Annotated in this window: 12 protein-coding genes; 2 read left to right on the forward strand and 10 right to left on the reverse strand. The window is 65.0% G+C overall.

Annotation, left to right across the window (positions count from 1 at the left end; all coding sequences use genetic code 11):
- Window positions 1-402: 402 nt before the first annotated feature.
- Genes Q4F91_RS10960 through thiM form a run of 5 tightly spaced genes read right to left on the reverse strand, consistent with a single transcriptional unit; the run spans window position 403 to window position 6,539 of the window.
- On the reverse strand, window positions 403-1,914 hold the full coding sequence (locus tag Q4F91_RS10960) for a GTPase domain-containing protein (RefSeq protein ID WP_303337643.1): 1,512 nt from the start codon (window positions 1,912-1,914) through the stop codon (window positions 403-405).
- 33 nt (window positions 1,915-1,947) lie between these two features.
- Window positions 1,948-3,363 (reverse strand): DUF2868 domain-containing protein, encoded by a 1,416-nt coding sequence (locus Q4F91_RS10965; RefSeq protein ID WP_303337645.1) that lies wholly within the window; start codon window positions 3,361-3,363, stop codon window positions 1,948-1,950.
- Window positions 3,364-3,418: 55 nt separating this feature from the next.
- Window positions 3,419-5,101, reverse strand: a complete 1,683-nt coding sequence (locus tag Q4F91_RS10970) for a phosphoethanolamine transferase (protein WP_303337647.1) — start codon at window positions 5,099-5,101, stop codon at window positions 3,419-3,421.
- On the reverse strand, window positions 5,098-5,739 hold the full coding sequence (gene thiE, locus Q4F91_RS10975) for a thiamine phosphate synthase (protein WP_303337648.1): 642 nt from the start codon (window positions 5,737-5,739) through the stop codon (window positions 5,098-5,100). The genes Q4F91_RS10970 and thiE overlap by 4 nt, the downstream gene beginning before the upstream one ends.
- A complete protein-coding gene (gene thiM / locus Q4F91_RS10980; protein WP_303337650.1) occupies window positions 5,739-6,539 on the reverse strand; it encodes a hydroxyethylthiazole kinase in 801 nt (266 codons plus the stop codon). Before thiM ends, thiE begins: the two co-directional genes overlap by 1 nt.
- A gap of 199 nt (window positions 6,540-6,738) precedes the next feature.
- Here thiM and lgt point away from each other — a divergent pair, with 199 nt between their 5' ends.
- Window positions 6,739-7,536 carry a prolipoprotein diacylglyceryl transferase gene (gene lgt, locus Q4F91_RS10985; protein WP_303337652.1) on the forward strand — a complete coding sequence of 266 codons (798 nt, stop codon included), beginning with the start codon at window positions 6,739-6,741 and terminating at the stop codon, window positions 7,534-7,536.
- A 151-nt stretch (window positions 7,537-7,687) separates the two neighbouring features.
- On the opposite strand, the gene Q4F91_RS10990 is transcribed toward lgt, so the two are convergent.
- The 5 genes from Q4F91_RS10990 to Q4F91_RS11010 all read right to left on the reverse strand — a co-directional run bounded on the left by Q4F91_RS10990 (window position 7,688) and on the right by Q4F91_RS11010 (window position 10,687).
- Complete coding sequence (locus Q4F91_RS10990) at window positions 7,688-8,503, reverse strand: sulfite exporter TauE/SafE family protein (protein ID WP_303337654.1); 816 nt, start codon at window positions 8,501-8,503, stop codon at window positions 7,688-7,690.
- Window positions 8,504-8,555: 52 nt separating this feature from the next.
- The gene (locus Q4F91_RS10995; protein WP_303337656.1) at window positions 8,556-9,068 is read right to left on the reverse strand and encodes an EVE domain-containing protein; all 513 of its coding nucleotides are present in this window, start codon (window positions 9,066-9,068) and stop codon (window positions 8,556-8,558) included.
- Between the two features lie 342 nt (window positions 9,069-9,410).
- A complete protein-coding gene (locus Q4F91_RS11000) occupies window positions 9,411-9,827 on the reverse strand; it encodes a cell division protein ZapA (RefSeq protein WP_303337657.1) in 417 nt (138 codons plus the stop codon).
- Window positions 9,828-9,847: 20 nt separating this feature from the next.
- Complete coding sequence (locus tag Q4F91_RS11005) at window positions 9,848-10,054, reverse strand: hypothetical protein (protein ID WP_303337658.1); 207 nt, start codon at window positions 10,052-10,054, stop codon at window positions 9,848-9,850.
- 123 nt (window positions 10,055-10,177) lie between these two features.
- Window positions 10,178-10,687: an outer membrane protein assembly factor BamE gene (locus tag Q4F91_RS11010; protein ID WP_303337660.1), complete on the reverse strand. Its 510-nt coding sequence runs from the start codon at window positions 10,685-10,687 to the stop codon at window positions 10,178-10,180.
- 99 nt (window positions 10,688-10,786) lie between these two features.
- On the opposite strand from Q4F91_RS11010, the gene fur reads away from it, so the two are divergent.
- Complete coding sequence (fur, locus tag Q4F91_RS11015; protein ID WP_303337662.1) at window positions 10,787-11,269, forward strand: ferric iron uptake transcriptional regulator; 483 nt, start codon at window positions 10,787-10,789, stop codon at window positions 11,267-11,269.
- Window positions 11,270-11,297 lie beyond the last annotated feature (28 nt).

Genomic DNA, 11,297 nt, shown 5'->3' on the forward strand with positions numbered 1-11,297 from the left:
ATGAGGACGAGGAGTCGGAGAAAGACGAAGAGCCCGATGAGAACGGGGAGTACGAGGAAGACAAAGAATTCGATGAGGACGGAGAAGCTGAGACAGACGCGACAACCGTGAAGTCGGACGAGCCCGAGCAACTCTCTCTGTTCTCGGAGGATGCAATTAAAAACTAAATCAACTGGAGGCGGCCGGCGTTTCAGCGGATTCCCTGCGGATGAGGCTGATCCCGTCGGCGGCTGACATGCCGGCAAGGCAGGCATCACGAAGCGTCTGCCCGCCGCATAGGTTCACCGAGGACTGTCGAAGGATCAAAGATGCCCTGCAGCCCGTGAAGCAGCGGGGTCTTCAGCTCAGGCGGTTCCGTTCAGAACCGCCTGAGGGTCCCCGGATTCGGGGCCTGAAGAGGCGTCAGGCCTCCGCTTCGCCTTCCTCGGTTTCGGGCTCTGCTTCCGGCTCTTCCGATCTGTCTCCGTAGAGTTCCTCGAAGATGCGCTTGAGCACGGAGTCGATGAGCGGAAGGAGCGCCGCGACACCGTCATCCGGATCCATGCCGCGGATGTCCTTGAAGGACACCTTCTGAGCCTTGATGGCGTTCTCGCAGGCTGTCTTCCAGAACTCGGGCGATTCGCTCTCCTCCCAGTCGCCGCGTCCGCGTCCGAAGTGGGCGACGGCGAGGTAGAGCAGCACGGCCTCCAGGAGGAAGCCGCTCATCGCGTGATCGCTCCAGGAGAGATCCGCGCCACTTTTTCCTCGGGTGAGATTGTAGGCGTGAGCCGCTCCGAGCCCGCCCACGGCGCCGATCAGGCCGCCCACGAGCGTGCCGAGACCGAGCGAGAGTCCGCCCGTCGAAATGTCCGTGGCGAGTCCTGCCGTCGCCCCCGAGACCACGCCGATGCCGGTGCCGATCGCGGCGGCGCTCTGCGGATCCAGTGAGTAGACGGCAAGGTTCCAGTCCGTGTTCATGCGGCGGAAGATTTCCTTCGATACGCCGGAGCCCTTGAGGCCGTTCACTTCGATCAGCTTGCTCGTGAGTGAGCAGAAGCTGTCCGCGGCCTGCGAGGCAAGCGCGGTCTGGGCGTCCGCGACGGCGTCATGCTCGTCCTTGAAGAAGCCGAAGCGGCGGCCGACGTTGATCGCGCGCTCCTTGAGCGACGGAACCGGAAGCGGCATGTGCGCGGAGGCGGTGTGCCAGAGGTGGCGCGCCATAGCATCGACCGAACTCGCGTAGGCGGCCTGGCGGCTTCTGCGCCAGACGGACTGCAGGGTGCGGTACGCGGACTGCTTCTCGGCGGGAAGGGCGTCACCGATCGCCGTGAAGAGCATTTCCTCCTGGATCCAGCAGCGTGCGAAGGCGTCCATCGGAAGCACCTTCTTCACGAAGTCGTACTGAGCGAGCGCAGTCTCCCAGGCCTTCACCTCGGCCGACTCCTCCTCGGGCGAGCGGGGCTTGCCCATCTGATTGAGAAGCACCACGACGGGTTTACCGATCCAGGAGAGGAGCTTCATCTCGGCGCCGATGTAGGGCGTCTCCGAAGGATGCTCGGCGATGTTGACGAGGTAGAGCACCACGCTCGAGATGTCGCGGATGTGGCGCACGGCCCTCTGATCGAGCCAGAAGGCCTTGTTCGTGAGGCGGTCCCAGACTTCGGAGAGCAGCCACCCGATCGGGTTGGAGCGCCCCTCGAGGCGCTTTGCGAGCGCGACGGAGTTGCCGAAGCCCGGCGTGTCCCAGAGCACGAGTTCGCTGCCGTCGGGGCCGCGGGCGAGCACGTAGTCATCCGTGGTCTCGGTGACGTGGGCCCGGTCGGCGACCTCGCCCACGTCGCGCATCAGGAGCGTGCGCGCGAGCGTTGTCTTTCCGATGTTGGTGTGACTGACAAGGCTGAGGTGAATGCGCAGGGGGTCCTGAGAGCTGGCCATGGGTTCGTGTGCCTGTTGGTTGTTCCTGAACTTTTAATTATCGCCCGCGGGCACGGGTTCCGAAGGTTTCGGAAGCCCCTCGGCGCGGAACGGAATGCCCGCCTCGGTCGCGAAATGCTCCCAGAGCGCTTTTCTCGAGAGGATCCGCTCGGGCGAGTCCGGGAAGCGCTTCGCGAGATTTTCGAAGTTGAGGACGAGTTCCGCGTGCCTGGTGCGGCCGAGCACCGCTTCGATCAGCGCTCCGTGGACTTCCTTCTCGGGTGTCGCCACCGGGTCGAGCGCCAGAATCACGCGGTCGGAGGCGGTGACCTGATCGAGCTCGGGGAAGTCCGGGGCGTTCCACGGATCAATGCGGACGCGTTGGGCAGCGCCTGCTGTATCAGGCTGGGGGAGGTCAGGATTCGAGAAGAGCACGAAGGTGCGCCGCTCGACCGCCTCGGATTCGGCCCTGAGCTCAGCGAGGCGCGCTTCGGAAATGGGAAGACGGATGCGTTTCGCGGTCTGGTTCGCGCGGATCCAGGTGAGGCCGGCGAGCAGGGCGCGCGGAAGCGCGATCACGGCGGCGATCGCCCAGATCATGCGGGCGAGCCAGGGAGCTCCCGGGGCGGAGCTGCCGATCGCGAGATTCATCTGCGCGAGCGTCTGCGCGTCGGGCAGCGGCTCGAGTCCGGGAAGGAAGGCCGGGAGCCAGCCGTAGAGTCCCTGAAGCATCCCCGCGATGATGTCCGTGCGGTCCGCGAACCAGGTGCTCTCCCAGCCAGCGGTGTAGGCCGTGCCGATGCCGCGCACGAGAAGGCTCACGGAAAGTCCGACGCCGAAGGCGAGCGCGGCGAGGTGCAGCACCGTTCTCACGCGCAGGCTGAGCTCGGGCAGAAGCAGCGGCACCGCTGCGCGCAGGAACCCTGACGCAGTGTTCTGACCGGGCAGACGCAGGCGGGGCAGCGCCATCACGGTGGAAAGCCCCCTGGCGATCGCTGCGGAGAGTCCGGTGACGAGATCCGCTCCCGGACGGATGAAGAGGATGAGGGCGGCGATGATGACGATCGCGTTCCAGAGCAGGATGCCGAGGAAGGGCGGGGAGAGGAGATTGAGCACCGCGCCTGTGCTGGCGAGCTGATCCGTGATGGCTCCCGTGAAGAAGCCGAGGAAGATGATGAGCGCCGCGGTCAGGCGGAAGGCGAGTCCGGAGGCGGCGGGGAAGTGCGGCTGGGGGATCTTCGGATCGAGCTCGCGCATCCGGGAGAGGAGGAGCTTTGCGCGCGTGACGAGATAGGCCGAGGGCTCCGCCCGGTCGCCCGCGACCGCGCGGGCGTCCCGGGAGACCGCTGCGGCCTGTGTTTCATCCCAGCCCTTCGGGGGCTCGGCCTCGAGCATCTCGGCCATGAGCACAGCCGCGGCATCATCGGGAGGCAGCGTGAGCGTCGTCGTTTTGTCTGCTGGCTTCGTCATGGGCTAACTCTCCGGGCGGGATCTCAGTGCGGGTCTGCGGGAAATTCTATCGGCCTCACTGAGACTCCGACGGCGGCATTTCCTCGTCCGAGATCGTGAGCTTCGGCTTCCTCCAGTCATAGAGGTCCGAGAGGAAGTTCTCCTTCTCCGATTCGCCCTTCCAGTGAATGCCGGCGATCGAGAGGAGCAGCGGGCTCAGCTGATCCGCACGGAAGGGACGGCTCTCAAAGGGTGCGAACCGGGCGTTCTCGGAGGACCAGAGGAGGAAGGGGATGCGGTAGCCGTCCTCGGTGAGCGGCGAGTGACCGGCGCGATCAATCTCGTCGCCGAGTTCCTGGCCGTGGTCGGAGAGATAGATCCAGCTCAAGGGGGCGGAATACTTTTCCACCGCTCTGCGTGAGACGTCAAGCAGCTCGTAGATCACCTCATCCTGATAACGCATCGCCGCGTCGTACTGGTTGCGCGAGATGATCACCCAGGGGGAGCGGTCGAGGCCGGAGAGTTTCTTCTCCACGGCATCCTCGCCCCAGTCGGGCGCGAGCCGGTCGGGATAGCGGAGCGAATAGTGCGGGTGCGCGCCGATCAGGTGGACGACGATGATTTTCCTCGACGCGGGATCCTGAAGGGCTTCCTTGAAGGCCGGCAGTACCTTTTCGTCCATTGAGACGCTCGTGCGGCCGCTCATGCGGTTGAGGAAAGTCGGCTTCTCCGACCACTCGGCGAAGCGCGAGCTGATGGCGCGGTCGTCCTGATTGCTGATCCAGTGAATGCTCCAGCCGGCGGCGGCAAAGAAGGCAAGTGCATTGCCCGCCTGCATGCCTTCCGCAGGTTCATTGGCATGACGCTTCGCGATTCCCTCGGGATCGACGGGGAAGGTGAGCATCGAGCAGAAGGCGCCGACGGTCGCCGAGTCAACGGACCAGGCTTTGCGAACGGTGACGAAGTTCGGATCCTCCTTTTCCAGCGCGGTGAGCTTCGGCGTGGTGTCGCGCTCGTAGCCGTAGAGGCTCCAGTTGTCCCGGCAGGTGCTCTCGCCGAGAACCAGGACAATGGTCCGCGGTTCAGCGGACGCTTCCGTGATGTGCGACCGGGCGGTCTCAAGTTCCTTCTCGCGCTCAAGCGCGGCATTGGCCCAGGTCGCCTCAAGCACGGCGATTTCGTTCGCCCACTTGGGCCAGAACCAGGGCGGGTAATGCCCGCGCCAGGAGGACTTGCAGACGCTGAGCACAAAGACGGCGGTGAAGAGAAGAGCGAGGCTGCGCCAGACGATGCGGCCGGCGCGGGAGCCGATGACAGCGTCCGCGTGGAGCTTCAGGATGATCAGAACCTCGAGCGCGAAGGCAACCGCCGAAACGGCGCACCAGAGGAGCACGTCCGGCCACTGGGAGACGAGAAAGTCGGTGGACTCAGAGACGGAGGTGTTGGCGATCGCCTCGAGCACGAAGCTCGAGAGCGGCTCGGCCGTGTAGACCTGCTTCAGGAAGGCGCGGACGCCCGCGTCAACCGTGAGGAGCGCGAATCCGGCGACGGCGACGACGCGGAAAAGTGCGCACAGAGTTCTGCCGCATGCGGGAGCCGCAAGCGCAAAAGCGATGAAGGGGATGGAAAAGACGGAAAGCTGCAGTCCGCGCTTGATGTCTCCCGTGGTGAGGTAGAGCGCGATGATGAGCAGAAGCAGGGCGAGGGCTCCCAGCGCTGATCTTGCCGACGGAGAGAGAAGGGACTTCAGAGCTTTCACAGGCGGATTCCGGAGTTGAAGCGGTTAAGCAGCATTCGGGCGGAAGCCTCGGGGTCAGGCTGACCGCAGATAGCGGAGATGACGGCGATGCCGGCGGCGCCCGTCGCGGCAACCTGATCGGCGTTTGCCGCTCCGATGCCGCCGATGGCGACGCACGGATGCGCGGCGAGGCGGACGACCTTGGCGAGGCCGTCGGTGCCGATTGCGTCACCCGCGTCGGCCTTGCTCTTCGTCGCGAAGACGGGGCCGACGCCGTAGTAGTCAACGAGCGCAGGATCGGCCGAGCGGAGTTCCTCCGGGCTGCCGGCCGAGAGCCCGATGATTCTGTCGGGACCGAGGAGCCTGCGGGCATCCTCGACGGAGAGATCGTCCTGACCGATGTGAAGGCCGTCGGCCCCGGCGACGAGCGCCACGTCCGCGTGGTCATCGATGAGGAGCGGAACGCTGAACGGCATGAGCGCGGAACGGAGCGCCCTCGCGGCCTCGACGAACTCCCGCTTCTTCCAGCGCGGGGCGCGCAGCTGAATCATGGTCACGCCGCCGCGCACGGCGGCGAGCGCGGTCTCGATCAGGCCGCCCGAGCGGGCGCTCTGGTCGGGGTCAAGAACAAGGTAGAGGCGGAGGTCGGCGGCTCGCATCACGCCTCCTCGCCGAGAAAATCGGCGGGCTGAATCTGATAGAGGGCGTCCAAGTACTCGTTGTGGAAGCTCCCCGGACCGCGCGAGCGGCCGCGGGCGATCTGGGCGGCGCGCTTCGCGAGGGCGCAGGCGGAGATCGCCCCGGTGACGGCGTCGTCCGTGACGGCGAGGAAGGCCGCGACGAGCGCGGAGAGCGAGCACCCGGTGCCGACGACGAGCGTGGCCATCTCACTGCCGCCCGAGATGCTGACCGCGCGGTCACCCTTCACCGCATAGTCCGTCTCGCCCGTCACGCAGACGACGGCGCCGGTTTTCTCTGAGAGCACGCGCGCGGCCTCAAGCGCCGCGTCGCTCGAATCCGTGCTGTCCACGCCCTTGCCGCCCGAGCCGAGACCGGCGAGCGCCAGGATCTCGCTCGCATTGCCGCGGATCACCGTGGGCGAGTCGTCGAGAAAACTCCGGATCTGCTCGTCACGCCAGGGCATGCCGCCCGCGGCGACCGGGTCGAGCACCCAGGGACGGCCGTGCTCGCGGGCGGAGCGCGCGCAGCTGTGCATCACCGCGAGGCGGTCGGGCGTGGGCGTGCCGACATTGACGAGAAGACCGCTCGCGACCGCCGTGAATCCCGGGGCTTCCTCGGCCGCCACGACCATCGCCGGGGAGGCACCGGCGGCGAGAAGCACGTTCGCAGTGATCTCCTGCACGACCTCATTGGTGAGGCAGTGCACGAGGGGACGCGACTTGCGGAGATTTTCGAGCGAGTGCGCGAGGCACTCCGGTGAGATCGGGGTGATTTGCATGGGATGGAGGTGTCTTCAATTTTGCCGGACTGTCCCGCGGGGACGGGAGGAGGAACACACTAGCACAGCCGGGACTTGTTGGACATCCTCCGAGAGAAGAGGGGAGCCGGCAAAGCTTCGTAACGCACCTTCCGGGCCCCGCCCGCGAGGCCTCTTAGAATGAGGACTTCCTCAAGACTCCCTCCACAGGATTGCCTCCATGCTCATTCATCCGCAGTTCGATCCGGTCGCGATCTCGATCGGTCCGGTCGGCGTTCACTGGTACGGCCTGATGTACCTCGCGGGCTTCATCGCCTTCTGGGCGCTCGGCCGCATGCGCGCGCGAGAGGCATGGCGTGGCGTGACGAGAGACGATGTGGAGAACATGCTTTTCTGGGGTGTCTTCGGCGTGGTCCTCGGCGGGCGCCTGGGTTACTGCCTCTTCTACCAGCCCGCCTACTACGCGGAGCATCCGCTCGAGATCCTGCAGATGTGGCACGGCGGCATGAGCGCCCATGGCGGCCTCATCGGCGTGCTCATCGTGATGGCGCTCTACGGCCGCATGCGCGGCATGGGCTTCTGGCGCGTGGCGGACTTTGTCGCCCCGCTCGTTCCGCTCGGGCTTGCCTTCGGCCGTCTCGGCAACTTCATCAACGGTGAGCTCTGGGGACGTGCGGCGTCCGCGGACCTGCCCTGGGCCATGGTCTTCCCGCAGGCCATGGACGGCGGCGTGCCGCGCCATCCCTCCCAGCTCTATGAGGCCGGCCTTGAGGGATTCGCGCTTTTCCTGCTCCTCTGGATTTACTCGAGAAAGCCCCGGCCCGTGGCCCGCACCGGAGCGCTCTTCGGCATCGGCTACAGCCTCGCGCGCTTCACCTGTGAGTTCTTCCGAGAGCCGGATGCCTTCCTCGGCCTCCAGGCCCTGGGACTCTCCCGCGGCCAGTGGCTCACGCTCCCGCTGCTGCTCGCGGGTATCCTCGTGTGGATCTGGGCCGGCCGGCGCGGGGCGAAGCGCTAGAGACGCAGCCCGCGCTCAGGCAGGGGCATTTGGGCTCTGCTGACAGGGCACAGAGAACAGCAAAACGGGATGCTTCCATCGTCGGAAAGCATCCCGTGTTGTCTTGGAGCAGTGCTTTCGCGAGGAAAGCTCTGCCGGGGCGTGAAGTTCTTTAGATCGAGGTGAGCGCCTTCCAGAGCATGTAGGAGGCGAGCACGAAGAGCAGGCACGCGAAGATGCGCTTCAGGGGTTTGGTATCAATCGAATGCGCGACCTTGGCACCGAGCGGGGCGAAGAAGATACTCGTCACCGCGACGCAGAGGAGTGCCGGAACGTGAATATAGCCGAGCGTGAAGGGCCAGCCAGGAAGGGTCTCAAGTCCCCAACCTTTCCAAATGTAGCCGATCGTGCCCGCGAAGGCGATCGGGAAGCCGAAGGCCGACGAGGTGCCGACGGCATTGTGCATCTTGACGTTGCACCAGGTCATGAAGGGGACCGAGATGAAGCCGCCGCCCGCGCCGACGAGGGCCGAGATCACGCCGATCACCGTGCCCGCGCCGAACATGCCGGCTGTGCCGGGCAGATGGCGCGAGGGCTTGGGCTGCGTGTTGATGAACATCTTGATTGCGGAGAAGTAGACGAAGCACGCGAAGAAGAGTGCGATCCAGAAGGTCGGCAGCGAACCGGAGATCTGCGGGCCGATGAGGCCGCCCACGAGAATGCCCGGTGCCATAGCCCAGACGACGTTCCAGAGCACGGCGCCGCGCTTGGCGTGGGCGCGCACCGACGAGAGCGAGGTGAAGAGGATCGTGCCCATGGAGGTCGCGATCGCGACATGAACGATGTGTTGATCCGGAATGCTCGCCATGGCAAGGAGCATTGTCAGGAAGGGGGTGAGCACCATGCCGCCGCCGATGCCGAGAAGTCCGGCGAGGAAACCCGTGCAGCAGCCGAGGCATGCGAGAGCAAGGATGATTTCAATGGGCATTTTCTTCTGGGGTGAAAGGGAAGTTGTGGGAGGGATTCAGGGGAAAAACGTTTCAGTCACCCTGGGCGACGAGGCGCTCGGTGATGAAGCGGAATTCAGATTGTGTCACCGGCGTGATCGAAAGGCGGTTGCCACGGCGAAGAATAATCATCTCGGCGAGCTCGGGGTGCGCGCGAAGATCGGAAATCGGTATGACGGGAATCTTGGCGAGCCCCTCGACGTCCACGGCAATCCAGCGGGGGTTCTCCGGCGTGCTCTTCGCGTCGAAGTAGTCGCTCCCGGGGTCGAACTGGCAGCGGTCGGGGTAGGGGCCGGAGGCGATGCGTGCGATTCCGGCGATGCCGGGGTTCGGGCAGCTCGAGTGGTAGAAGAGCACTGCGTCGCCCGGGCTCATCGCGTCACGCATGAAGTTGCGCGCCTGATAGTTCCTCACGCCGAACCAGGAGACGCGGCGGTCGGGAGCAGCGAGCGCATCGTCAATCGAACACTCGGAAGGCTCGGACTTCATGAGCCAGAAGGCGTGAGCGTTCTCGGTGAGCGAACGGAGTTCCTTGGCGGAGAGCATTTTGGGCGGCTGAAGAGAGGTGCAGATGCACAAAAGGGCAGCCTTTCAAAAAGGGCTGCCCTTCCGTGAGAAGTGTGTCAGACCTGCAGTGGGGCGGGGCTACGTATCCTGAACCGGGAGTTCAGGGCGGTCGGCTCCGGAGCGGAACGGGCTGGACACGGCGTGACCGGCACTCTATCGGCTCTCGAGTAGGCCAACCTATTGCACATAGCATTGGTTCTAGGTACCTTGGAGCCCTGATGCTTGCCACTGCAGGCTTGAGATCATTGTACCTGTTCGGCGACGGTTGTAAAGATCCCCGAATCCTCTCTGAGAGAGGGGAACCGGGGATCTTGAGGAAGCTCAGAAGAGCGACCCCATCTTTGCGTCGCGGTAAAGCGCCTCCTCGCAGAGCTTGCAGAGCGACCGGATCTCCTCGAGGATCTCCGCGTCCTCGGCGTCGCTCCTCGCGCGCTGCGGCTCCTGAGGCACGGCCTCGGGTTCCTCGGGGAGCGAAACGGCCGCCTGAGCCGCTGCCGCGGCAACGGCTGCCGCAGCCTTCTCCTCCTCGTGCGCGAGCTCGCGCTTCCTCGCGTCGTAGGCGAGCTCGAGGGCGGTGAGCACGGCGATCTGGTCGTTGGCGATGACGCGGCCGGCGGCGCGCACGGCCTGCATCTGCTCGTCCACGGTGCGGGCGCATTCCTCAAGGAGGTGCTCCTCGCCGCTCGAGACGGCGAGGCGGTAGCTGCGCTCAAAAATGGTGACGGTGACTTCGGACATGATGATCTCCCCCGGAGCGGTCAGCGACCGCTGCCGGTGTCGCCGAACTGCGTGAGCATGGCGTCAATCTTGCGCTTCATTTCCTGGATCTGCTCGCGCGAGCGGCGCAGTTCCCCTTCGCGGGCGGCGAGCTGGTTGGCGAGCTGGATGCGCGCGTCGCGCTCGCCCTGAAGACGGGTTGCAAGCTGCGTGATCAGAGCTCTGAGCCGTTCAAGTTCCTGCTTCATGACTGTCGGGATTCCAAATGGGTCAAAAGACTGCGCCGCACGTCTGAGTGTCTGGGGCAGGCGGGCGGCGTCGGAGCATCCGCCCGGAACGGGCGGGCGGAATCAATGGGGATGGGGCGGCGCTCAGGACCCGGAGGCGTCCTCGGCGTCAGCGTCCGCGGCGCCGGCGGGCTGCGCGGGCGGGATCGCGGTCTTGGGAGGACGCGGCTCGAACGTCTTGATCGTGCCGAGGATCAGCTGGTCGGCCTGCTGCTCGTCGGGCATCGGATCCGAGGTCCAGTGGTCGACACGGCGGTCGTCATTGAACCAGACCGTCAGGCGGCGGATCTGCTCCTCGCCGTCGCCGCGGCGCAGATAGTAGACATAGTCCCAGCGGCCTTCGTGGAACTGGTCCTGAATGAGGGGAACGCCGAGCAGGAACTGCACCTGCGCGTCCGTCATGCCCTTTTCAAGCTGAAGCGCCATCTCGCTCGTGACGAGGTTTCCCTGGGGGACATCGGCGCGATAGGGCTTGAGGAAGTAGGGAACCCAGCCGGTGGCCGAGTCCCAGGCGTTGGAGACCGTGGTGCACCCGCTCAAGCCGGCGACGCCGACGAGCGCCGCGCAAAGGGTAAGAAGATGTCGCTTGAACATAAACCGAACTAAAATAGGTGATTCAGGCGAAGAGGTCACGTCGACCTCCTCAGGCCTTATGATAAAGAAACCGCACGAACTCAGACAGGGTAAACAGCCGTGAAGGAAGCAACACCGAACCAGCAGTCAAACGACCTGAAGACCATGGGCCTCAAGGTGACGGTGCCCCGACTCAAGATTCTGGATTTGTTTCAGAAGCTTTCAGAGTCGCGGGAAGCGGGCAAGCGCCATCTTTCCGCCGAGGAAGTGTACAAGCTTCTTCTGAATGAAAACAGCGACATCGGCCTCGCGACCGTGTACCGCGTGCTCACGCAGTTTGAGAACGCGGGCATTCTCGTGCGCCATCACTTCGACGAGGGCCGCGCGACGTACGAGCTCCAGGAAGGCCGTCACCACGACCACATCGTCTGCGTGAGCTGCGGCAAGGTCGAGGAATTCGTCGATCCCGAGATCGAGAAGGCCCAGCGTCAGGTCGCCACGCGTCTCGGCTACGAAATGACCGATCACTCGCTCGTGCTCTACGGCATCTGCACGGAGTGCCGCGAGAAGAACCACAAGGGCGACGAGGTCGAGGAACTCTGATACTTGCCCGCCGTCAGGAGGTGAGCCT

This window comes from Sutterella sp. (assembly GCF_030539355.1).
Lineage (GTDB): Bacteria > Pseudomonadota > Gammaproteobacteria > Burkholderiales > Burkholderiaceae_F > Sutterella.

Coding starts and splice junctions, on each gene's coding strand:
- Q4F91_RS10960 (WP_303337643.1), bottom strand. CDS start 1,914: ATGGCCAGCTCTCAGGACCCCCTGCGCATTCACCTCAGCCTTGTCAGT.
- Q4F91_RS10965 (WP_303337645.1), bottom strand. CDS start 3,363: ATGACGAAGCCAGCAGACAAAACGACGACGCTCACGCTGCCTCCCGAT.
- thiE (WP_303337648.1), bottom strand. CDS start 5,739: ATGCGAGCCGCCGACCTCCGCCTCTACCTTGTTCTTGACCCCGACCAG.
- thiM (WP_303337650.1), bottom strand. CDS start 6,539: ATGCAAATCACCCCGATCTCACCGGAGTGCCTCGCGCACTCGCTCGAA.
- lgt (WP_303337652.1), top strand. CDS start 6,739: ATGCTCATTCATCCGCAGTTCGATCCGGTCGCGATCTCGATCGGTCCG.
- Q4F91_RS10990 (WP_303337654.1), bottom strand. CDS start 8,503: ATGCCCATTGAAATCATCCTTGCTCTCGCATGCCTCGGCTGCTGCACG.
- Q4F91_RS10995 (WP_303337656.1), bottom strand. CDS start 9,068: ATGCTCTCCGCCAAGGAACTCCGTTCGCTCACCGAGAACGCTCACGCC.
- Q4F91_RS11000 (WP_303337657.1), bottom strand. CDS start 9,827: ATGTCCGAAGTCACCGTCACCATTTTTGAGCGCAGCTACCGCCTCGCC.
- Q4F91_RS11005 (WP_303337658.1), bottom strand. CDS start 10,054: ATGAAGCAGGAACTTGAACGGCTCAGAGCTCTGATCACGCAGCTTGCA.
- Q4F91_RS11010 (WP_303337660.1), bottom strand. CDS start 10,687: ATGTTCAAGCGACATCTTCTTACCCTTTGCGCGGCGCTCGTCGGCGTC.